The following is a 21095-nucleotide window of genomic DNA, read 5'->3' as shown; positions in this document are numbered from 1 at the left end:
TGCCCGCACTTCCTGCTGCCCGGCACGGAATTCGGCGATCACGCGCGGCACGGTAGCAAGGCGACCGGTCCGGCGATCAAGCGATTTGCGGCCCCGCGGCGGGTGTCCGCGCCTGCGGACCGAGGGCCGGCCCGGTGCCGAACGCCGCCGGGATGCGTTCCAGGATGCCGCCCGCGAAGACGTCGTAGAGCGGGAGCGCGTCCATGTGGACGTAGCCGATGTGGCAGTCGCACAGCGGCCGCGGGCACGGGCGGCGGCCGAGGGCGGCGCGGAACGAGCCGTCGTACAGGTTGCCGAGGACGTCCGGGACGAAGTGGCAGCGCCGGACGGTGCCGTCGCCGTCGACGCTGACCACCGAGTCCCCGGTGCGGCAGGCCGCGCCGAGGGATGCGTGGGGGCGCCGGCTGAACGCGAAGTGCGGGTCGATGTCCGTCCACGCGGCGGCTTCGGCGTCGCTGTAGGTGCGCCCTTCCGCGGCGTTCACCCACAGGTAGACGTCCGCGGGCAGGTCGTCGCGCAACCGCCTTGCCGCGTCCAGGTGTTCGGGTAGGCCGACGACTCCGGCGGCGAACCGGACGCCGCGGTCGCGGAGTTCCCGGCAGCGGGCCAGGAAACGCTCGTAGGGCACCTGGTCCGGGTGGAACGTCCCCCACAGGGCCAGCCGCCGCAAGTCCGCGGCCTCGGTCCACGACGGCCGGGCGCTCAGGTTGGTCTGGATGGCGATGCGCTCGACGTTCGGCAGGTGGCTCAGCTCGGCGAGCACCCGCCGGTACCACGACCGGACCAGGCCTTCACCCCACGGCGTGAACAGCACCGACACCCGCTCCGGAGCGCCTTCGACCCAGCCCGCGAAACGCTCCAACGCGGCCCGGTCCGACCGGAGTTGCTCCCGGGAGTCGCGGCGCTTGGCGAAGGGGCAGTAGCCGCAGTCGTAGTCGCACGACGCCAGCGGCCCGCGGTAGAGGATCGTCAGCGGCCGTGCCGTTTCCCGCGGCAGGGCGAGCGGTACGGTCATCGCGCCCGGTATCCGTCCATGAGCGCCGCTGTCGACAGGGAGAAGAGCGCCGGGCCGATCGCGTCGGACCAGCCGAGGCCTTCGTCGGTGAGCGCGATCCGGTCGCCTTCGAGCGCCAACCAGCCGCGGTCCGCGAGGGGTTCCAGTTCGGCGGCGAAGTCCGCGGCCGGGTCGGAGCCGAAGAGGCCGCGGTACTCGGCGGTGTCCAGGCCGTCGGCTTGGAGCAGCGACGTCAGCAGGTGGCGGCGGCGCCGCTCGGCGGCGTCGAGGCGGTAGCCGACGCGTGCCCGGGTGAAAGCGGCCCGGTCGAGGGCCACGTACTCGTCGATGATGCCGCGGACTTCGCTGATGCCCACCGCGTAGTCGAACGAGTAGTGCAGGTCGCCGGTGTAGGAGCGGGCCCCGCAGCCCAGTCCGACCATGCCGTCGCGCTGGCAGCGGTAGCCGGTGTCGGCGTCGGCCGGCGCTCCGGCGCGCCGGAACATGCGCATGGAGACCTGCTCGTACCCCGCGGCGCGCAGGTGGTCGCGGCCGGTGCGGTACAGCGCGAGGCGGTCGGCGTCCCAATCGGCCCGGGTGACGGCGCGGCGGCCCAGGCCGGTGAGCGGGCGGACGTACAGCGGGTACAGGTAGATCTCTTCCGGGCGCCAGGCCAGGGCCGCGTCGATCGACGCACGCCAACTGGTGTGCGTTTGGCCGTCGATCCCGTAGATCAGGTCGATGTTGAGGGTCGGGACGGCCGCGTCGCGGATCGCGGCGAGCGCCGTCTCGACCTCGGCGCGTTTCTGCGGCCGGCCCGCGGCCCGGGCCTCGGTGTCGTCGAAGGACTGGACGCCGATGCTGACCCGCGTCGTCCCGTGCGCGGCCAGCACCGCGAGCCGGTCGGGTGTCGCGGTCGCCGGGGAGGTCTCCACGGACAGCGGCATCCGGCCGAAGTCGGCGCCCATGACGTCGGCGGCGATCCGGAACATCCGGGTCAGCTCGGGGGCGTCCAGGTAGGTCGGCGTTCCGCCGCCGATCGCGCCGACCGCGAACCGGGCGTCCGGGATGGCCTCGCGGACCGCGGACGCCTGGCGTTCCAGGGCGTCCAGGTACCGCGTCACCAGCTCGGCGGGCGCCCCGGTCCGGGTGAACAGGTTGCAGAACCCGCAGCGCATCTCGCAGAACGGTATGTGCAGGTAGAGGAACAGGGCCGACAGGTCTTGTCCCGCCCACACGTCGCGCAGCGCGGGCGCCGGGTCGAGCGGCCGGTAGGCGGTCTTGTGCGGATACGAGTACACGTAGCCGGCGTACGGCGACCCAAGCGCCAGGGACGGGGCTTCGGCGGCGGTCGGGCCCATGAACGGCTACCTCCGGGACGTGCGGCGAGCTGTGCGGCGAACCCCGCGAGCCTAGGCGGCGGGCCCGACACCCCGCCGCGGCAGGGTCCGGCGGCGGATGCGTCCCGCGGTCACCACTCGCCCGGGTTGAGGGTGAAATGTGCGTAGGGCACGTTCCATACGACCTCGTGGCCGATGCGGTGGCCGGTGTAGCCGTCTTCGCCGTAGGCGGTGCCGTGGTCGGACGTGACGACGGTGAAGCACGGGCGGCGGCTGCTCATGGCGCGGAACAGCCGCCCGATGTGCCGGTCGACGTACTCCAGGGCCGCGGCGTGGGTCTCGCGGGTGTCGCCGTCGGCGGCGTTGGCGCCTTGCAGGTGGAACCAGTTGGGCTGGTGCAGGGCGGAGACGTTGACCAGCAGGAACAGCTTCTGGTCGGTGTCCAGCGCGCCGACCACGCGTTCCGCCCGCGCGACCTGTGCTTCGAAGGAGATCGGCGAGGTGACGCCGAGTTCCGGATCCCAGTGGCTCTCCGCGAACATCCCGGGCAGCACCGACCCGAGCGCGCCCTGCTTGTTGAAGAACCCGACGCCGCCGATGCAGGCCGTGTGGTAGCCGGCCTTGGCCAGCGCCGTCGGCAGGTCGGCCTCGTCGAACACCCAGGTCCGCGGCGCCGTCGACTCGCTGCCGCCGAACCGGGCGGCGAACAGCCGCGGGTGCGGGCCCTGGCCGACCGGCGTGGGCAGGAAGCCGGCCAGGAACGCGGTGTGCGCGGCGAAGGTGAAGCTGCCCGGGGTGTGCCGCCGCTCCCAGCGGCCCTCGGGCAGCACCCGGGCGAGGTTCGGCAGGCGTCCCGCGGCGGCCAGCTCCGCGGCGACGTCGTACCGGAGCGTGTCCAAGGTCACCAGCAGCAGGTCGTGCCGGCCGACGACGGCATTCATGTCCGGAGTCGCGGGGTCGTCTCCGCGGTCGCCGAATTCGGGCGGGAGCGGTGTCGTCATGTCGGGCACGGAACTCGATCCTCATCTCGTGCCGCCGGACCCGTGGATCCGTACGGCCGCCAACCTCCCACCAGGGCGTGGACCTGTTCCCCCCACGTGTCCCGGCCCCGGTGCAGCACGCCCGGCAGCAGGTCCCCGAACGCGTTGACCTCTCCCACCGCGTGGCGGCGCCGATCCACCGCGAAGAGCAGGTCGACACCGACGTGCAGCGTACGGGGAAAACACCCGGCCGCGCGGACACACGTCGCCATTGCCCGCGCCCACGCGTCCTCCCCGACGGCGGCCCGCACCGCGGGCACGTCGCCGCGCGCGTTGCCCAGGTGCAGGTTCGTCATCGGCGACCGGCTCGACCGGGCCACCACATGCGTCGCGCGGCCCGCGACGACGAGCACGCGCAGGTCGGTGGCGTGCCCGTCGAGGGTCAGTTTCGGCAGCCACGCCTCGACGTGCAGGCCGCCCGGACCGGCATCCGCGCCGAGCGCGTCGACGAGCGCCGCGACCTCGGTTTCGTCCCGGTACTTGCGGATCCGCAGCGAGTTGAACAGCGCGACACCGTCCGCGCCGCGCGTCAGTTCCACGGACGTGGTGGCCTGCACCCGCGTCCCGTGCGTCTCCAACGCGACCACCCCGGACGCGGACGAACCGTGCGGCGGCTTGACGAACACCCGCGGGGCCCGCGCGTCGGCCATGCGCTGCCGCAGTTCGGCGTACGACCGCACCGGGGCCGCGGGCCCGGACAGCGCCCGCGGCACGGGAACGTCGTGCGATTCCAGCAGCGGGTGCGCCCGGCGTTTGTCGAACATCACCGCGATGTCCGCGGGATCGTTCGCCAACCAGGCCCCGGGCGAGGCCGCCGCCACGGCCTCGATCCGGCCCAGCGCGGCGACGAACGCCGCATGCCGGGTACTGCCGCCCTCGACCCGGTGCGGGTCGGCGTGCGTGCCGCCGAGCAGCGCGTGCACGGCGGGGTCCTCGCCCGGCGAGTCGATCCGCACCGGCCCGGGCGGGAAGGCGAGCGGCGCACCGGAGAGGACGTCGCGCCACGCGACCAGCCGCGGCGCGGGCAGGCCCGCGGCCGCGGCGGCGGCCGCGAAGCCGGTGATCCGGCGGTGGCCGGGATTGCCGACCACGGTGACGAGAAGACGTTCCGGCACGCTGCTACTCCCGCACCTCGATGAACCGGGCCTCGAACTTGGGATCCACTTCCGCCTTCGCCAACTTCCCTACCGGCAGAGCCGCTTCGACTCGCTTGATCATGGTCGTGGACAGGAAGTGGTGGGTCAGGTCCAGGGATTCGAGGTGGCCGAGCGGCTGCCCGGACAGCAGCGCTTCCGCCCCCGCGTCGCTCAGGGTGCCCATGGACAGGTCGATCGTCCGCAGTTGCGCGGTCAGCGGCTCCACGGCGAGTGCGGCCGCGAGCGCGTCGGTCCGGTCGCAGTTGCGCAGGCCCAGGTGGGTGAGCGCGGGGAGGCCGTGGCTGCGCAGCAGCTCCGTGACCTCGGTGACCGCGTCGACCGCGTGCTCGTGGTCGCCGAACCACAGTTCGACCCGGGTCAGCGCGGGGAAATCGCCGGCGGCGATGCCGCGCACCATCTCGTCGAGGAGCCCGCAGCCCTCCACCGTGAGGGTGCGCAGGCCGGTGTGCCGCAGGTACGGCGCGAACCACGCCCACGAGCCGCGGACGCCCAGCTCTTCGAGCCGCGGGTAGGCGGTCGGCAGCGCGGTCAGGTCGTCGTGCTCGATCATCGACAGCTCGCACTCTTCGTACGCGATGTCGCCGACGAACAGCGCGGCCAGGTTCGGCAGCCGGTCGGCGGCGGCCGCGATCGCGGCCACCGCCTCGCGGGAGTCGTCGCCGTACTCGGCATTCCAGTCGCCGACGAGCAGCGCCCGGACCGCGCCGCCGTCGACCTCGTCGAGGAACCGAGCGAACCGCTCGGACCACGTCTCGTCGTCGTGCAGCACCCGCACGCGCCACGCGTACAGCTCCGCGGTGCCCGGCCACGGCTCGCCGGCGCCGGGCACGTCCTCGACCGGCAGCCCGCCGAAGGCCTGAAAGTGGTTCGCGGTCACGATGCCGTCCGCCTACTCGGTGACTTCGGCGTAGCGGCCGCTGCCCCAGTCGCGGAGCGCCTCGGGGCTGTCGATGTCGACGGTGACGCCGAGCGGGCGCAGCGTCTTGCGGAGGCGCTCGGACGTCGGGTCCGAGATGAAGTGGTGGTTGATGCGCAGCCGCTTCAGGTGGGTGAGGGGCTGTCCGGCGAGGAGCGCTTCGGCGCCTTCGTCGCCGAGCGTGCCCATCGACAGGTCGAGGGATTCGAGGCGGGCGGTGAGCGGGGCGCCGGCGACGGCGGCGGCCACCGCGTCCTGGATCTCGCTGTTCATGAGGCCGAGGTGGCGCAGGGCCGGGAGGCGTACGCCGGACAGCAGCTCGGCGAGGTCGTCGGCGGTGGCGTCGCCGCCGTACGCGGCTATGCCCATCCAGACGTCCAGGCTTTCCAACGCCGGGAATTCGCACAGGCCGAGGGCGGTGATCACACCGGCTCCCAGGCCGCCGCTCTCGAAGGTCAGCTTGCGCAGCCCTTCGTGGCGCAGCGGCTCCAGGGCGGCTTCGCCCTCGTTGTCGCCGCCCCGCACCACGAGTTCCTCGAGCTGCGGGAACGCGCGCAGGACCGGAGTGAGGCGGCCGATCGTCATCCAGGAGATCTCCGACTCCTCTTGGACGACGTCGCCGAGGAAGAGGTGCCGCAGGTTGGGGAACTTGGCGGCGTTCTCCACGAGCATGGCGAGGGCGGGGCTCTCCTCGGAGAGCTCCTCGTCCCAGCACCCGCACAGCAGGGCGGTGACCCGCGTGGTGTCGACGGAGTCGAGGAAGTACTGGAAGAGCTCTTCGAAGGTGACGTCTTCTTCCCACGGGTCGACGCGGATCCGCCAGGCGATCGCGTCGGCGGCGTATTCGGCGGGTCCGACGCCGTAGACCTCGGGCTCGCCGTAATTGGGGGACGGCTGGGTGCCCGGCTCGATCGACGTCGCTTCCGAGGTGCTCGGACGGAGGTCGGCGACCGGAAGGCCGCCGAAGTAGGGGGCGAATTCGTAGAGGCCCATGCGCTGCTCCTTGCTCCCGGGTGTGTGTGGTCAGACAGGCGGCAGGACGCCGCGTGGGGACGTGCGGTGCTGCTCCGGCGCGTGGCAGGCGGTTCCGCGGGTCATTCGGAGACCTCGACGTAGCGCCAGAACTCGTCTTCGTCCTCGTCTTCGTCGGGCTCCTGCTCGCCGTAGGCGACGAGCGTGACGCCGGTCCCCGAGAAGGCGGCCTCGACGCGCTTCCGCATGGCCTCGGACATGAAGTGGTGGCTCAGGTCCAGCGTGCGGAGGTGCCCGAGGGGCTGGCCGGTGAGCAGGGCTTCGGCGCCTTCGTTGCCCAAGGTGCCCATGGACAGGTCGAGTTCGGAGAGCCGGGAGACGATCGGGGCGGCCGCGACGGCGGCGGCGATCTCGTCCTGGATCTCGCTGTTCATCAGGCCGAGGCGGGTGAGCGCGGGCAGGCCGGTGCCGCGGAGGATGCCGTCCATGTCGCGGACGGTCGCGGTGCCGCCGTAGTCCTCGACGCCGAGCCAGAGGTCGAGGGTCTCCAGCGCCGGGAACGTGCTCGCGCTCAACGCGCGCACCACATTGCCGGGGAGCCCGCCGGTGCGGAACTCCAGATGCCGCAGGCTCACGTGCCGCACCGGGTGCAGGACCGCGTCCTGGCCGCCCTTGACGATCAGCGTCTCCAACCGCGGGAACGCGTCGAACAGCGGGGTGAGATCGCACTGCAGGATCCAGGAGATCTCGTTCTCCTCCGACGTGATGTCGCCGAAGAAGAGGTGCCGCAGCCCGGGGAGCCGCTCGGCGGCACCGGCGAGCAGGCGGACGGCCTCCTTCGAGTCCTCGCCGGGCTCCCACATGCCGACCAGCAGCGCGGACACCTGCGCGGTGTCGACGGTGTCGAGGAACCGCGCGACGTGCTCCGCGAACTTCTCGGTGCGCGGATAACTGTCGATCCGCAACCGCCACGCCGCGTCGGCCGCCGCCGGCAACGGCTTCGCCTGCCGCGCCGCGGCATTGTCGGCCCGTGTCCCCTTGGGATTCGGCAACGCGGGAAGCTCGACCACGGGCAGGCCAACGAACCGCTCTTCGCGGGCGTATCTCGACATGGCACATGCCTACCAGAGCGCGGTGACTGCCGGGCGGGGAGTGGGCCGCGCACGCCCGCTCCGCCCCCGGCTCGCGCCCCCGCGCTCCCGCCTGAGGGAAAACCCTGCTGCGCCCGCCCCACCCGACGCGCTAAGTTGTTCTCAGGGCAAGAAATTCTCAGAATGAGAACAACCAAGGCGAGGGCGGAACCATGCCGGCGGTCGGATCACCCCACGGGCCCAACGAGCAAGCCTGGCTTGCCGCCTACGACCCGCGGGCGTTCGCGCCCGTCGCCGTCACGGTCGACGTCGTCGCCCTCACCATCCGGCACCGCGACGACACCGGCGCCAAGGCACTCCACGTGCTGACGATCCGCCGCGGCGGCATGCCCTACGCCGGGCACCTCGCCCTCCCCGGCGGCTTCGTGCGCGCCGCCGAGGACGAAGACCTCGACGACGCCGCGGTCCGCGAACTCGCCGAGGAGACCGGCCTCGCCGCGCACGGGGGCGGCGAGGCCGGGCAGTCCCGCGGATCCGGATCCGGCGCGGCCAACGGCCGTGCGACCGCCGCCCGTCCGCCGATCCCGCGCCTCCACCTGGAGCAGCTCGGCACGTACGGCGCACCCGGTCGGGACCCTCGCATGCGCGTCGTCTCCGTCGCGTACCTGGCGTTCGCCCCCGACCTGCCCGACGCCACCGCGGGCGGCGACGCCGCCGCCGCGTCCTGGACCCCCGTCGACACCCTCGACCCCGGCGAACTCGCCTTCGACCACGCGCGGATCCTCTCCGACGGTCTGGAGCGCGCCCGCGCCAAGCTCGAATACACGCCCCTCGCAACCGCCTTCACCGGCCCCGAGTTCACCGTCACGGAACTCCGCGAGGTCTACGAAGCGGTGTGGGGCGAACCCCTGCACCCCGGCAACTTCCACCGCAAGGTGCTGTCCGTGCCCGGCTTCGTCGAGGACACCGACACCACCACCGCCCGCGGCGGCGCCCGCGGCGGCAGGCGCGCCCGGCTCTACCGGGCCGGCGGCGCCCGCCTGCTGCACCCGGCGCTGCTGCGCCCGTCCCGGGAGGGAAACCAGTGACCGGCATGCCCCCACGTACGGCGCCCGCGCTGCCGAAGACCCTGGAAGAAGCACTCGAACTGGTCGGCGGGGCCACCGAACCCGACGACCTCTTCGGGCCCTACGACGGCACCCCGGAGGCCTGCCTGCGCTCCGGCGGCCGCCGCTACCGCGCCCTCGCGCGCATGCTGCACCCGGACACCGTCCCCGACGACCGCAAAGCCGCCGCCCAAGCGGTCTTCACGCGGCTCGCCGAACTGTGGCTGCGCTACCAGCAGACCATCACCGGAGTGACGGGCCGCCAAGTCGTCGTCACCACCCGGAAACGTGCCTACTCCGTCGGCGGCGAGCGGGCCCGCGGCGACGTCGCGAACCTGCTCAAGGTCACCTACGCCGACGCCGACGGCGGCGAGGTCCGCGCCCTGCTGAAGATCCCGCGCTCGGTCGCCGACAACGACCTCATGGAGCGCGAGGCCGCGGCCCTCGAGCGGATCGGCCGGGACGGCGACCCGGAGTACCGGGCGTACGTGCCCGGGCTCGTCGAGTCCTTCCGGCACCGCGACGCCGGCTCCGGCAGCGAACGCCGCGCCAACGTCGTCGCCCGGGTGCGCGGCTTCCGCTCGCTGACCGAAGTCCGCGAGGCGTACCCGGACGGGCTGGACGCCCGCGACGTCGCGTGGATGTGGCGCCGTCTGCTGGTCGCCCTCGGCTACGCGCACCGCGCCGGCGTCGTGCACGGCGCCGTCGTGCCCGACCACGTGCTCATCGAGCCGCGCGAGCACGGCCTGGTCCTCGTCGACTGGTGCTACGCGACCGTCCTCGAACCGGTCGCGCCGGGCCCGGGCGGTCGCGTGCTCACCGGTCCGCCGATCGGCCCGTCGTTCAAGCTGTCGACCGGCCGGAAGTCCGGCGGAGGCGTGCCGCCGCCCGGCGGGTCCGACGGCGGGACGACTCCGCGGCCCGCCGGCTTCCACCCGGCCGCGGAGCACGTCCCGGCGATGCTCGACCGGTTCGCCGACCTATACCCGCCGGAAGTGCCCGGGAAGCAGCCGCCGGACACGTCGACCGACATCTTCATGGCCACCCGCTGCATGACGTACCTGCTCGAACCCGGCGCACCGAAGCCGCTGTTCCGCTTCGCCCGCGGCTGCACCCTGCCCGCCCCGGCGCGCCGTCCGCACGACGCGTGGAAGCTCCTCGGCGAACTCGACGAGCTGCTCGGCCGCCTGTACGGCCCGCGCAAGTTCCGGCCGTTCAGCATGCCGGGCCGGCGCTGAGCACCCCCTGACCGAAAGACATCCCCCTCGGAGGGAAACCATGGGAAGCGGCAACTGGTCCACCAACGTCTACGACGCCGCGCAGAGCCTCAACGCGCGCATGGGCCGCAGTGCCTTCGACTACAGCGACAGCACCCGCGGCAGCATCCCGCGCGACAAGTGGGCGGCGCACGCCGACCTCGACCCGCGCGGCGTCGGCGTCCGGGAGAGCCGGGACAGCGACGAACACCCCACGTCCCTCGCCATATCCGTGCTGTTCGACGTCACCGGCTCCATGGGCTCGGTGCCGGTCACCCTGCAGACCAAGCTGCCGGAGCTTTTCGGCCTGCTGCTGCGCAAGGGCTACGTCGACCACCCGCAGATCCTGTTCGGCGCGATCGGCGACGCGACGTGCGACCGCGTGCCGCTGCAGGTCGGCCAGTTCGAGTCCGACAACCGCATGGACGACCAGCTCGGCAACATCCTGCTGGAAGGGGGAGGCGGCGGGCAGAAGACCGAATCGTACGAACTGGCCCTGTACTTCATGGCCCGGCACACCGAACTCGACTGCCTCGACAAGCGCGGCAAGCGCGGCTACCTGTTCATCATCGGCGACGAGATGCCGTACAACCGGGTGAAGCGCCGCGAGGTCGACGCGGTGATCGGCGACACGATCGGCGAGGACATCCCGATCGAGGCGATCGTGGCCGAATTGCAGCGCAAGTTCGAGGTGTACTACATCCTCCCGGCCGGCACGTCGTACGTCGGCGACACCGAAGTCCTCGGCATCTGGCGCAAGCTGCTGCGGCAGAACGTCATCGAACTCGACGACCTCGACGCGGTCTGCGAAACCATCGCGCTGACCATCGGCCTTGCCGAGGACGCCATCGACCTCGACGAAGGACTCGGCCACCTGCGCGACGTCGGCGCCGCCGACAACCAGGTCGGCTCGGTCTCGCGCGCTCTCGCGTCCTACGCGGAAGGCCGCGGCGGCCCCGTCGCCACCACCGGAAGCCTGCCGGGACTCGACGGGGACGCCCCGGCCGCCGGGACGACCCGGCTCTGAGCCGGGACACCCCGCACCAGAGCCCCTCACCGCGATGCCAGGGACGGCCCCACTGAACGGCTCCGCACCACGCCATTCCGCACCACGCCACACCGCCGTCGTCGACCTCGGCTTCGGGGACGCCGGCAAAGGCACGGTCGTGGCGCACCTGTGCCAAGCCGCCGCCGACCGCGGAAACGCGGCCGGCGGCGGCTTCGGCGCCGTCGTCCGCTTCAACGGCGGCGCGCAGGCCGCGCACAACGTCGTCACCGACGACGGGCGCCACCACACCTTCGCCCAGTTCGGCTCCGGCTCCTTCACCCCCGGAGTCGAGACCCATCTGTCGCGCTTCATGCTCGTCGACCCGCTCGCGCTCACCGCGGAGGCCGACCACCTGGAGGCGCTCGGCGTCCCCGACCCGTTCGGCCGCCTCACCGTCGACCGCGAAGCGCTGCTCACCACCCCGTACCACGTCGCCGCCAACCGGCTCCGTGAACAAGCCCGCGGCGCCGGGCGGCACGGCTCGTGCGGCATGGGCATCGGCGAGACGGCCGCATACGCCCTCGCACACCCCGACACCTCGCCGCGTGCGGGCGACTGCGACGCACCCGAACGGCTGCGCGCCCGACTCCGTGCCCTCCACGACCGGCTCACCGACGAACTCGGGCCGCTCCCCGACGTCCCGCCCGTCGAGGCGTGCGCCACCGTGTATCAGTCGTTCGGCGCCGCGGTGCGGCTGGTGGACCGCGCGTACGGCGCCCGCCTGCTCCGCACGACCCGCGTCGTCTTCGAAGGCGCCCAAGGCGTCCTGCTGGACGAATGGCACGGCTTCCACCCCTACACCACGTGGTCCACGACGACCTTCGCCAACGCGGAGGCCCTGCTCGCCGAGGCGGGTCTGGCCGGCGACGCGCTGCGCCTGGGCGTCGTCCGGGCCTACACCACCCGCCACGGCCCGGGCCCCCTCCCCACCGAGGACACCGCCGCGACCGCCGCGCTCCCCGACGCGCACAACGGCACCGGGCGCTGGCAGGGCGCCTTCCGGGTCGGCCACTTCGACGCGGTCGCACACCGCTACGCCGTCGACGTGTGCGGCGGCGTCGACGCCGTCGCGCTCACCCATCTCGACGCACCGCTGCGCCATCCGGGTCTGCGGATCTGCCGTGGTTACGCGATCGACGGCCGCCAGGTGTCCCGGCTGCCCGTCGGCGCGCCCGGCGACCTGGACCGCCAAGCGGAACTGACGGCCCGTCTGCTGCGCGCGTCGGCGTGGGTGGAGCCGGTTCCGCAGGTCCCTTCGGTGCCGCCCGTTTCGCCGGTGGCGCCGGGGGAGCGGGGGACCCTGTCGGAGTCGAACACCCGGGGCGCGGCCGCCGCCTGGTCGGCCGCGGTCGCCGAGGCCCTCGGCGCACCGGTTGTACTGCATTCGTATGGTCCGCGCACGGGCGACAAGCAGGCGATCACGACCGCGGTGCCGCGTCCGGCCGATCGGGCCGCCGACACGCCCGCCCGATGACGAATCGGCCGGTGACAGGCCCGATAGACTGGTGTTACTGTCCAGTAACAAGATGAGGCGCGCGTTCGAGCGCCGGGAGGAAAGCGGATCATTCGCCCGTTTGCCGGGGCGGTGGTCAGGTTCCCTTCCGGGGGCGCGTAGTCTCGACCCAGAAAGTTGACGGACCGTCACATGATGGGCGTGCCGAAGCGTTTGTCCGCGTGCGTGCGCACCGCCGCGCGTGGGCAGGACGTCTCGGGGCGGACATCACAGGACCGAAGGGGCCGGAGCCGTTCCTGCTGCCGGGGACGCCGTACAGGAGTACTGCTGCGCAGATGCAATGATGCGGGAGTGATCGAACACCCGGCTCTGAGCAAGCTGCCGGGTGGGGCCATAGCGGCGTCTTCGGACGGGCATGACACCCTCGGACCGGCACCTGGGTGACCGGACGACCACAGGAGAACTGTTGTGAAAATCGTTGTCTGCGTGAAGTACGTGCCCGACGCCACCGGTGACCGCGGGTTCAACGAGGACGGCACGTCCGACCGCGAGTCGGTCGACTCGCTGCTCTCCGAACTCGACGAGTACGCGATCGAGCAGGCGCTGCAGATCGTCGAGTCGGGTGTCGAGGCGGAGATCACCTACCTGACGGTCGGCCCCGACGACGCCAAGGACGCGCTGCGCAAGGCGCTCGCGATGGGCGGCGACAAGGCGATCCACGTCAACGACGACGACATCCAGGGCACCGACGCGCTCGGCACGTCGCTGATCCTCGCGAAGGCGATCGAGAAGTCCGGCTACGACCTGGTCGTCTGCGGCATGGCCTCGACCGACGGCAACATGGGCGTCGTCCCGGCGATGCTCGCCGAGCGCCTCGGCGTCCCGCAGGTGACCTTCCTCGACGAGGTCAAGGTCGAGGGCGGCGTGGTCAAGGGCCGCCGCGAAGGCGACGTCGCGTCCGAGACGATCGAGGCGAGCCTGCCCGCCGTCGTGTCCGTGACCGACCGCACCGGCGAGGCCCGCTTCCCGTCGTTCAAGGGCATCATGGCGGCGAAGAAGAAGCCGCTGGAGAACCTGGACCTGGACGACCTGGGCGTCGAGTCCGACGAGGTCGGCCTGTCCGCCGCCTGGTCGACGGTCGACTCCGCCACCGCCCGCCCGCCGCGCAGCAAGGGCGAGGTCGTCGAGGACGAGGGCGACGGCGGCGTGAAGCTCGCGGAGTTCCTCGCCGCGAAGAAGTTCATCTGAGTCGGGCAGCACCGGACCTTACGACTATCCCCGGGCTTCACCGGACAAGGAGAGAATGCTGTGGGTGAGATCCTCGTTCTCGTCGACCACGTCGACGGAGCCGTTCGCAAGCCGACCCTGGAACTGCTGACCCTGGCGCGCCGCCTGGGCGAGCCGTCCGCGGTCTTCCTCGGAAAGGGCGCCGACGCCGCGACCGAGACCCTGGGCCGCTACGGCGCCCAGAAGGTGTACGTCGTCGACGCCGCCGAAATCGACGACTACCTCGTCGTCCCGAAGGCCGACGCGCTCGCGCAGATCGCGCAGTCGGCGAACCCGGCCGCCATCCTCGTGCCGTCGTCCGCCGACGGCCGCGAGATCGGCGCCCGCGTCGCGGTGCGCCTCGGCTCGGGCCTGATCACCGACGCCGTCGACGTGGTCGCCGGCGAGAACGGCCCGGAGACCGAGCAGTCGGTCTTCGCCGCCACGTACCAGGTCCGCGCGCACGTCACCAAGGGCACGCCGGTCATCACCGTCAAGCCGAACGCGGCGACCCCGGAGGAGGCCCCGGCCACCCCCGCCGTCGAGTCCGTCTCGGTCGAGTTCTCCCGGGCCGCCACCGGCACGAAGATCGTCTCGCGCGCCCCGCGCGAGAAGTCCGACCGCCCCGAGCTGACCGAGGCCGACATCGTCGTCTCCGGCGGCCGCGGCGTGAACGGCGCCGAGAACTTCGTGGTCATCGAGCGCCTCGCGGACTCCCTCGGTGCCGCGGTCGGCGCCTCGCGCGCCGCCGTCGACGCCGGCTGGTACCCGCACAGCCACCAGGTCGGCCAGACCGGCACCCAGGTCTCCCCGCAGCTCTACATCGCCGCGGGCATCTCCGGCGCGATCCAGCACCGCGCGGGCATGCAGACCTCCAAGACCATCGTCGCCATCAACAAGGACGAGGACGCACCGATCTTCGACCTGGTCGACTACGGCGTGGTCGGCGACCTGTTCAAGGTCGTCCCGCAGCTGGAAGAAGAGATCAACAAGCGCAAGTAAGGCCCCAGGCCTACCGCTTCACCACACCGGCCCCCGATTCCGCACGGAATCGGGGGCCTGTGGCGTTCCGGTGTTCGTCGGCGCGGCCCCGTCGGCTACTGTCGGCTCCCCGATCCCGAGGAGGCGCCATCACCGACCCGAAGTTCCGGCTCATGAACGCGGACGAAGACGAAGTCCTCGGCGAATGCCGGGACATCGACGGCCTGTTCGTTCCCGATGACACACCGCCGAGGAATCGGCTCGTGCTGCTGGGCTGCTCGTCGGCCGACGCCATCAGCGAGGCCTTTGCGTCCCCGGCGCGGCCGTCCTATCTGGAATGGGAGGAACTCGACCGCGACGGCGACGCGATCGGGGGCTACTACGCCGACGCCCCGCACCTCGTCGACATCCGGCCCTGCCTGCGCGATCTCCGCCGACACGATGTCGTGGTCGAATACGGCGACGGGGGCGCCATCCCCGGCACCAGCGCGCCTCCGTATACGCATTTCCCCTTCTCCTCGGGCTACCGGCTCCGGGCCCACCAGGGCGACACGGCCCGCGAACTCGGCACCTTCCGCCAAGAGTCCTGGTTCGTCACCTACGACGACGAACCCGACGTCCCGATGACCTTGGTCGGTTGCGCGCCCGGCGACGGCCTCCGCCGCATCCTCGCTTCCACGAACCCCCGCCGCCGAGGCATCGGCCCCGTGTTGCTGTATCTCCTCGACCGAGACGGCGATGTCGCCCACACGGAGTCCTGCAGCATCACCGTCGGCGACGCGCGGCCGTCCCGCCTCGGCGACGGGCTCCTCGACATCACCGTGACCGGCCCCGCCTGGACGCGCCCGGTCGTGGATGCCGCCGCGGTGTGGGATCTGTGGCTGAACGGCAGGCCTACGAAGCCGGGTTCGTGGATCGGGCTAGCCGCCCGGGGCCGAGCGGAATGGCTGTCCTGGGCGGTCCCCGCCCGCGCGGGCTTCGCCGTCGGTACGTCCGACAGCCCCGCCGGGGCCGTCCACGAACTCGACGGCAGCGAGGTCACCGACGAGACCGGCTTCTTTTGCGCCTTGGGCGAGGCCGTCAACGGTCCGGGCGGATACTTCGGCAGATGCCTCGACGCGTTGGACGATTGCCTGAGCGGCGGGTACGGGGCCAGAACTCCGTTCACCCTGGTCTGGCGTCACTCCGAAGTGGCGGCCCGGCACGCGGCCGAGGCCGATGCCTCGTGGTTCGCCGACTGTGTGGACCTTTTGCGGAGTTCCGGCGTCGACGTGCGGATGTCCTGACCTCCCGACGCCGTCGCGGCCGCGGACGAACGAGCGCGGCGTGCCCCGCGCTCGCCGAGTGCCCATACCCCCAGACCCGCCAGGGCGAAGGACGCGCCCAGGGCGCATACCGCGTGCCAGCCGGCCGCGGCGTACAGGGTGGTTGCGGTGATGGCGCCCAAGGCGCTGCCGAGGGAGTAGAAGACCATGTAGCCGCCGATGAGGCTGCTGCCCGCGTCGGGGCGCAAGGCGTAGAGCACCGTTTGGTTCGTGACGTGGACGGCTTGTACCGCCAGGTCCAGGACGATGGCCCCTGCTGCCAGCGCCCACAGGGTCGAGGTGGTTGCCGCGAGGGGCAGCCACGAGAGGGTCAGCAGGGCGAGTCCGCCGCCGGTGACGTGGCGGGCGTAGCCGCGGTCGGCGAGGCGTCCGGCGGGGGACGCGGCGAGGGCGCCGGCCGCGCCTGCCAGGCCGAAGGCGCCGATGGCGGAGTGCGAGAGCGTGTACGGCGGTTCGCTCAACGGCAGGGCGACGCTGCTCCACAGGGTGCCGAACGATGCGAACAGCAGCAGCGCGATCACCGCGCGTTGCCGGAACAGCGGTTCGGTGCGCAGGAGTTCCGGCAGCGAGCCGAGCAGCTTGCGGTACGGGGGCGGTGTCGGCCGGGCGCCGCCGGACGGGAGGATGCGCGCGAGTGCGGCCGCGACGGCGACGCTCAGCACCGCCGATGCCGCGTACACCGAGCGCCAGCCCGCGGCGTCCGCGAGCAGCCCGGCGACGGTGCGCGCGAGCAGGATCCCGACCACGATCCCGGCGGTGACCGTGCCCACCACGCGTCCGCGGGACGTGTCGTCGGCGAGTGCGGCGGCCGACGCGACGAGGAGCTGCGTCACCACCGCGAGGAGCCCGACGGCGGCGAAGGCCGCGAAGAGCACGCCCGGGGACCGCGCCGTCGCGACCGCGGTCAGCGCGAAGGCCAGCGCCAGCATCTGGGCGACGGCGAGGCGCTTGCGGTCGAGCCGGTCGCCCAGCGGTACGAGCAGCAGCAGGCCGATGCCGTAGCCGAGCTGGGTGAGGGTGACGACGGCGCCGACGGCGCGCTCGCCGATGCCGAAGTCGGCGCCGAGGGTGGCGAGCAGCGGTTGCGCGAAGTACACGTTCGCCACCGAGGCGCCCGCGGCGACGGCGAACAGGAGTGCGGCTCCGGGCGGGAGGCCGGTGGGGGCGTTGGGGCGCAGTGCGGGCACGGCGGCTCCTCTCTGGTTTCAAGATGAAACCAGAGGAACGTAGCCGTTAGTGGTAGCATGATGCAACCACGAAAGCCCGGGAGGCCCGGAGATGGTGAAACGCACCCGGTTCGACGCGGAGCCGTGCCCGGTCGCGCGGTCCGTCGACGCGATCGGCGACTGGTGGTCGCTGCTCATCGTGCGCGACGCGTTCGACGGGAGCCGGCGATTCGGCGACTTCCAACGCGGGCTCGGGATCGCCAAGAACATCCTCACCGCGCGGCTGCGCGGCCTCGTCGACGCCGGGATCCTCGACCGGCAGCCTGCCGCGGACGGCAGCCCCTACCAGGAGTACGTGCTCACGCCCCGGGGCCGCGACCTGTTCCCGGTCGTGGTCGCCCTGCGCCAGTGGGGCGAGCGGCACTTCTTCGAACCCGGCGAGCCCCGGTCGGAACTCCTCGACCGCCGCGACGGCAAGCCGCTGGCCCCGCTGGAGATCCGCGCCGCGGACGGCCGGCGTGTGGAAGCGCCGGAGACGGAAGTGCGGAAGGTGCCGGAGGGGGAGTGACCCCGGCCTGACCCGGCCCGGTCGGCGGCCGACCCGGGCCGGGTGCGGGCCTTGCGTCAGTGCTTCTCGCGGTACGTGTGCAGCGGCTCCGCCACCGACGCGTCGGTGCTGACCCGGCGCCGGTCGGGTTCGACGGCCGTGAGGGCCGTGGCCGGGCGGAGGCTGACGAGGGAGCGGGCGGCGAGGTCCTGGTAGACCTTGGTGCCGTTGGCCTTCCAGGCGAGTTCGGCGTCGGAGAGTTCGCGGGTCACCTTCGCGGGGGACCCCGCCGCGAGGTGCTTTTCGGGGACGACGGTGCCCGCCTTCACGAAGCTGTTGGCGGCGACGAAGGCGTACGCGCCGAGGTCGACGCCGTCCATGACGACCGCGTTCATGCCGACCAGGACGCCGCGGCCGACGCGGCAGCCGTGCAGGATCGCGCCGTGGCCGATGTGGCCGTCTTCTTCGACGACCGTGTCGGTGCCGGGGAAGCAGTGCACGACGCAGCCGTCCTGGACGTTCGCGCCCGCGCCCACGGTGATCCGGCCGAAGTCGCCGCGGAGACTGGCCAGCGGGCCGATGTAGCAGTGCGGGCCGATGATCACGTCGCCGACCAGGACGGCGTCCGGGTGCACGAACGCCGTCGGGTCGATCACAGGGACCACGGAGTCGATCTCGTATACCCGGGCCATGCCTGTCTCCGTTCCGTCGCAGCTCCCCCGCGGAGCCAGTATTGCTGACGGTGCGTCAGGTTTGGTGGGTGCCCGGCCTCACTCCTCGCCGAGGGCCGCTTCGTACGCCGCCAGCGTCCCTGTGAACACCGCCCGCTCCGCCGGGGTCAGCGGCTCCAGCGCCTTGCGCCACGCCCCCGCGCTGCGGCCCAGCCAGGCCCGGATCGCGGGCTCCTGGGCCGCCGCGATCCCGACGATGGCCTTGCGCCGGTCGGACGCGTCGGGGGAGCGCTCCAGAATGCCCTGCCTGGCGAGGTCGCCGACCATCAGGCTCACCGTCGCCGGCGCGACCTCCAGCCGCGCGGCCAGCTCGTTGACCGGCATCGGGCCGTCGAAAACCAGATAGGCGAGCAACGACAAATGCCGCGGCGCCAGCGTGAACCCCCGGAGTTCGGGCGGCACGCCGAGCCGCTTCGCCCGCCCGACGATCCGCGGCATGAGCAGCAGCAGCGTCCGGATCGCATCGTCGACGTCGACCCCCGGCGCGCCGTCGCGGGCCGGGGCGTCTCCCGGATCGGTTGACACCGGCGCGTCACCTCCATGGCTTCGAGAGCAAAGATACTTGGACCTGCCGCGCGAGGAACGCCGCGTGCCGGCCGAGGTGTTGCGGCGCGTCGAAGAGATCGCGGGGATGTCGGCCGGGGAAGGGGCTGCGGCACGCCGCGCAAAGCGGCAGGCTCCGGGCCGCGGACGCGGACCCGGAGCCTGCCGTCGAACCGAGGGGTGGATCAGTCCTGCACGCGGTTCCCGTCCATGCCCGCGTTCGGCGCCGCCTTCGCGACCAGGTCGGGGATGACGTCCGAGAGTTCCGCCGGGCTCCAGCGGCTGCCCTTGTCGACGGTCGGACCGTTGGCCCAGCCCTCGGCGACCGAGATCGAGCCGCCGGCGACCGAGAAGACCCGGCCGGTGACGCCCGCCGACGCGGTCGAGCCGAGCCACACGACCAACGGCGAGATGTTCTCCGGCGCGAGCTTCTCCGCCGCCTCGGACTTGTCGCCGATGAGGCCGGCCAGGTCCTCGGTCATGCGGGTGAGCGCGGTCGGGGCGATCGCGTTGACCGTGACGCCGTAGCGGCCGAGTTCCTGCGAGGCGATGACCGTGAACGCGGCGATGCCGGCCTTCGCCGCGCCGTAGTTCGTCTGCCCGACGTTGCCGAAGATGCCCGACGGCGACGACGTGTTGATGATGCGCGCGTCGACGGCCTCGCCCGCCTTGGCCAGGTTGCGCCAGTGCGCGGCCGCGTGGTGCGCCGGGCCGAAGGTGCCCTTCAGGTGCACCTTGATGACCGCGTCCCACTCGGCTTCGCTCATGTTGGTCAGCATGCGGTCGCGCAGGATGCCCGCGTTGTTGACCAGCACGTCGATCCGGCCGAACGTGTCGATCGCGAGCTGGATCAGCGACGCCGCGCCGTCCCACGTCGAGATGTCCTCGGCGTGCGCGACGGCCTCGCCGCCCGCGGCGACGATCTCGTCGACCACGGCCTGCGCCGGTCCCGTGGACGCGCCCGTGCCGTCGCGCGAGCCGCCGAGGTCGTTGACGACGACCTTGGCGCCCTCCGCGGCGAATGCCAGCGCGTGGGAGCGCCCGATGCCGTTGCCCGCGCCGGTGATCACGACCACGCGGCCGTCGCAGATGCCCATTCAGTCCTCCTGGACCCGGATCAATTGCTGACGCTCAATCAATAGCGTCACGATAACCGGGGACGCCAGAGGGAGAGAGGGCGAGCCCGGGATCCGCGGGCGGCAGCGGACGGCGCCGCACGCTTTCCGCCAACCCGTCCGCGCGGTCGCGGAGCGCGTTCAGCAGCGGCGTGGCGGCGCTGCCGCGGCGGACCGCGGCGAACAGGTGGCGGCGCGGCGCGGGGGCGCGCAGCGGGCGCACCGCGACGCCGGGCGGTGCCGACGCGAGCGACATGTGCGGCATCATCGCCACCCCGAGACCGGCGGCGACCAGCGCGTACATGGCGCCGAAGTCGGTGACGTGGTGCCGAACGCGCGGCTGGAAACCGGCCTGGCCGCAGGCCTGCGCGGCGAGCGCGTGGCAGGCGGTGCCTTCCGCGGTGAGCACCCATTCCTCGTCGACGAGGTGCGCGGCGAGGTCGAGTTCGGCGAGGTCGGCGAGCGGGTGGCCGGCGGGCAGCGCCATGTGGACGGGCTCGCTGAGCAGCGGATGCAGCACCAGCGTCGGGTGGTCGGCGGCCGGCACCTGCGGCGAGTTCATGACCACCGCGAGGTCGAGTTCGCCCGCGACGAGCAGCGGGATGGCGTCCTCGGTCTCCTTCTCGACGATCGCGAACCGCCAGCCCGGGTGGGTGTCCCGGACATGCGCGACCGCGGGCGCCACGAGCGACGCGAGCGCGGTCGGGAACCCGCCGACCCGGGCTTCGCCGACACCGCCGTGCGCGTGCGCGGCCAGGTCGGCGCGGGCGCGTTCGAGCTGGACGCCGATCGCGTCCGCGTGGGTGAGCAGGACGCGGGCCGCGCCGGTGAGCCGGACGCCGCGCCCGTGGCGCTCCAGCAGCGGGACGCCCGCCTCCTTGGCGAGCACCGCCAACTGCTGGGACACCGCCGACGGGGTCAGGTGCAGGCTTTCCGCGGCCGCGGCGACCGTGCCGTGCCGGGCGAGGGTCTGGAGGATGCGCAGCCGCTTCAGGTCCATTCAGGAAAACTACCGAATGGGTCCCGGAAAAAGTAGCTGGTCCTGAGG

General features: G+C 72.6%; 20 protein-coding genes. 8 read left to right on the top strand and 12 right to left on the bottom strand.

The features are described 5' to 3' along the window. Positions 1-76 precede the first annotated feature (76 nt). The 7 genes from ABEA93_RS08300 to ABEA93_RS08270 all read right to left on the bottom strand — a co-directional run bounded on the left by ABEA93_RS08300 (position 77) and on the right by ABEA93_RS08270 (position 7531). Positions 77-1015 (bottom strand): STM4011 family radical SAM protein, encoded by a 939-nt coding sequence (locus ABEA93_RS08300; protein WP_345674686.1) that lies wholly within the window; start codon positions 1013-1015, stop codon positions 77-79. After that, positions 1012-2355, bottom strand: a complete 1344-nt coding sequence (locus ABEA93_RS08295; protein WP_345674685.1) for an STM4012 family radical SAM protein — start codon at positions 2353-2355, stop codon at positions 1012-1014. The genes ABEA93_RS08300 and ABEA93_RS08295 overlap by 4 nt, the downstream gene beginning before the upstream one ends. A gap of 110 nt (positions 2356-2465) precedes the next feature. Continuing rightward, the gene (locus tag ABEA93_RS08290; protein ID WP_345674940.1) at positions 2466-3275 is read right to left on the bottom strand and encodes an STM4013/SEN3800 family hydrolase; all 810 of its coding nucleotides are present in this window, start codon (positions 3273-3275) and stop codon (positions 2466-2468) included. A 56-nt stretch (positions 3276-3331) separates the two neighbouring features. Beyond that, positions 3332-4489 (bottom strand): STM4014 family protein, encoded by a 1158-nt coding sequence (locus ABEA93_RS08285; RefSeq protein ID WP_345674684.1) that lies wholly within the window; start codon positions 4487-4489, stop codon positions 3332-3334. Positions 4490-4493: 4 nt separating this feature from the next. After that, complete coding sequence (locus ABEA93_RS08280) at positions 4494-5408, bottom strand: STM4015 family protein (protein ID WP_345674683.1); 915 nt, start codon at positions 5406-5408, stop codon at positions 4494-4496. Positions 5409-5420: 12 nt separating this feature from the next. Then, positions 5421-6440: an STM4015 family protein gene (locus ABEA93_RS08275; protein ID WP_345674682.1), complete on the bottom strand. Its 1020-nt coding sequence runs from the start codon at positions 6438-6440 to the stop codon at positions 5421-5423. A 101-nt stretch (positions 6441-6541) separates the two neighbouring features. Next, positions 6542-7531 (bottom strand): STM4015 family protein, encoded by a 990-nt coding sequence (locus ABEA93_RS08270; protein ID WP_345674681.1) that lies wholly within the window; start codon positions 7529-7531, stop codon positions 6542-6544. Between the two features lie 191 nt (positions 7532-7722). Between ABEA93_RS08270 and ABEA93_RS08265 the strand changes: the two genes are divergently transcribed. The 7 genes from ABEA93_RS08265 (at position 7723) to ABEA93_RS08235 (ending at position 15906) form a co-directional block, all read left to right on the top strand. Further along, the gene (locus tag ABEA93_RS08265; RefSeq protein ID WP_345674680.1) at positions 7723-8598 is read left to right on the top strand and encodes an NUDIX hydrolase; all 876 of its coding nucleotides are present in this window, start codon (positions 7723-7725) and stop codon (positions 8596-8598) included. 5 nt (positions 8599-8603) lie between these two features. Continuing rightward, the gene (locus ABEA93_RS08260) at positions 8604-9854 is read left to right on the top strand and encodes a molecular chaperone DnaJ (RefSeq protein WP_345674679.1); all 1251 of its coding nucleotides are present in this window, start codon (positions 8604-8606) and stop codon (positions 9852-9854) included. Between the two features lie 40 nt (positions 9855-9894). After that, complete coding sequence (locus ABEA93_RS08255) at positions 9895-10899, top strand: hypothetical protein (protein ID WP_345674678.1); 1005 nt, start codon at positions 9895-9897, stop codon at positions 10897-10899. A gap of 34 nt (positions 10900-10933) precedes the next feature. Then, positions 10934-12394 (top strand): adenylosuccinate synthetase, encoded by a 1461-nt coding sequence (locus ABEA93_RS08250; RefSeq protein WP_345674677.1) that lies wholly within the window; start codon positions 10934-10936, stop codon positions 12392-12394. A gap of 465 nt (positions 12395-12859) precedes the next feature. After that, the gene (locus ABEA93_RS08245; protein ID WP_345674676.1) at positions 12860-13621 is read left to right on the top strand and encodes an electron transfer flavoprotein subunit beta/FixA family protein; all 762 of its coding nucleotides are present in this window, start codon (positions 12860-12862) and stop codon (positions 13619-13621) included. Between the two features lie 60 nt (positions 13622-13681). Beyond that, positions 13682-14641 carry an electron transfer flavoprotein subunit alpha/FixB family protein gene (locus tag ABEA93_RS08240; RefSeq protein WP_345674675.1) on the top strand — a complete coding sequence of 320 codons (960 nt, stop codon included), beginning with the start codon at positions 13682-13684 and terminating at the stop codon, positions 14639-14641. Positions 14642-14793: 152 nt separating this feature from the next. Continuing rightward, positions 14794-15906 (top strand): barstar family protein, encoded by a 1113-nt coding sequence (locus tag ABEA93_RS08235; RefSeq protein WP_345674674.1) that lies wholly within the window; start codon positions 14794-14796, stop codon positions 15904-15906. Here ABEA93_RS08235 and ABEA93_RS08230 read toward each other — a convergent pair. Then, positions 15801-17132, bottom strand: a complete 1332-nt coding sequence (locus ABEA93_RS08230) for an MFS transporter (protein WP_345674673.1) — start codon at positions 17130-17132, stop codon at positions 15801-15803. The genes ABEA93_RS08235 and ABEA93_RS08230 overlap by 106 nt on opposite strands. Positions 17133-17223: 91 nt before the next feature. On the opposite strand from ABEA93_RS08230, the gene ABEA93_RS08225 reads away from it, so the two are divergent. Next, entirely contained in the window at positions 17224-17679 is a 456-nt protein-coding gene (locus ABEA93_RS08225; protein WP_345674672.1) for a winged helix-turn-helix transcriptional regulator, read from the top strand. Positions 17680-17735: 56 nt separating this feature from the next. On the opposite strand, the gene ABEA93_RS08220 is transcribed toward ABEA93_RS08225, so the two are convergent. From ABEA93_RS08220 to ABEA93_RS08205, 4 genes are all read right to left on the bottom strand, one after another. Continuing rightward, positions 17736-18350 (bottom strand): acyltransferase, encoded by a 615-nt coding sequence (locus ABEA93_RS08220; RefSeq protein WP_345674671.1) that lies wholly within the window; start codon positions 18348-18350, stop codon positions 17736-17738. A 78-nt stretch (positions 18351-18428) separates the two neighbouring features. After that, positions 18429-18827, bottom strand: a complete 399-nt coding sequence (locus tag ABEA93_RS08215; protein ID WP_345674939.1) for a MarR family winged helix-turn-helix transcriptional regulator — start codon at positions 18825-18827, stop codon at positions 18429-18431. A 290-nt stretch (positions 18828-19117) separates the two neighbouring features. Then, positions 19118-20029 carry an SDR family oxidoreductase gene (locus tag ABEA93_RS08210; RefSeq protein WP_345674670.1) on the bottom strand — a complete coding sequence of 304 codons (912 nt, stop codon included), beginning with the start codon at positions 20027-20029 and terminating at the stop codon, positions 19118-19120. 34 nt (positions 20030-20063) lie between these two features. Further along, entirely contained in the window at positions 20064-21047 is a 984-nt protein-coding gene (locus ABEA93_RS08205) for a LysR family transcriptional regulator (RefSeq protein WP_345674669.1), read from the bottom strand. Positions 21048-21095: the final 48 nt, after the last annotated feature.

The organism is Yinghuangia aomiensis, assembly GCF_039542225.1.
In the GTDB taxonomy this organism is placed as follows: domain Bacteria; phylum Actinomycetota; class Actinomycetes; order Streptomycetales; family Streptomycetaceae; genus Yinghuangia; species Yinghuangia aomiensis.
The sequence above is the reverse complement of the archived record's forward strand: the minus strand, read 5'-3'. Positions and strand labels throughout refer to the sequence as shown.

Excerpts from the sequence above, each read along its gene's own strand:
- ABEA93_RS08295 (WP_345674685.1), bottom strand. The coding sequence starts at position 2,355 with ATGGGCCCGACCGCCGCCGAAGCCCCGTCCCTGGCGCTTGGGTCGCCG.
- ABEA93_RS08235 (WP_345674674.1), top strand. The coding sequence starts at position 14,794 with ATGAACGCGGACGAAGACGAAGTCCTCGGCGAATGCCGGGACATCGAC.
- ABEA93_RS08270 (WP_345674681.1), bottom strand. The coding sequence starts at position 7,531 with ATGTCGAGATACGCCCGCGAAGAGCGGTTCGTTGGCCTGCCCGTGGTC.
- ABEA93_RS08300 (WP_345674686.1), bottom strand. The coding sequence starts at position 1,015 with ATGACCGTACCGCTCGCCCTGCCGCGGGAAACGGCACGGCCGCTGACG.
- ABEA93_RS08205 (WP_345674669.1), bottom strand. The coding sequence starts at position 21,047 with ATGGACCTGAAGCGGCTGCGCATCCTCCAGACCCTCGCCCGGCACGGC.
- ABEA93_RS08255 (WP_345674678.1), top strand. The coding sequence starts at position 9,895 with ATGGGAAGCGGCAACTGGTCCACCAACGTCTACGACGCCGCGCAGAGC.
- ABEA93_RS08290 (WP_345674940.1), bottom strand. The coding sequence starts at position 3,275 with ATGAATGCCGTCGTCGGCCGGCACGACCTGCTGCTGGTGACCTTGGAC.
- ABEA93_RS08250 (WP_345674677.1), top strand. The coding sequence starts at position 10,934 with ATGCCAGGGACGGCCCCACTGAACGGCTCCGCACCACGCCATTCCGCA.
- ABEA93_RS08210 (WP_345674670.1), bottom strand. The coding sequence starts at position 20,029 with ATGGGCATCTGCGACGGCCGCGTGGTCGTGATCACCGGCGCGGGCAAC.
- ABEA93_RS08260 (WP_345674679.1), top strand. The coding sequence starts at position 8,604 with ATGCCCCCACGTACGGCGCCCGCGCTGCCGAAGACCCTGGAAGAAGCA.
- ABEA93_RS08215 (WP_345674939.1), bottom strand. The coding sequence starts at position 18,827 with ATGCCGCGGATCGTCGGGCGGGCGAAGCGGCTCGGCGTGCCGCCCGAA.
- ABEA93_RS08265 (WP_345674680.1), top strand. The coding sequence starts at position 7,723 with ATGCCGGCGGTCGGATCACCCCACGGGCCCAACGAGCAAGCCTGGCTT.
- ABEA93_RS08275 (WP_345674682.1), bottom strand. The coding sequence starts at position 6,440 with ATGGGCCTCTACGAATTCGCCCCCTACTTCGGCGGCCTTCCGGTCGCC.
- ABEA93_RS08220 (WP_345674671.1), bottom strand. The coding sequence starts at position 18,350 with ATGGCCCGGGTATACGAGATCGACTCCGTGGTCCCTGTGATCGACCCG.
- ABEA93_RS08225 (WP_345674672.1), top strand. The coding sequence starts at position 17,224 with ATGGTGAAACGCACCCGGTTCGACGCGGAGCCGTGCCCGGTCGCGCGG.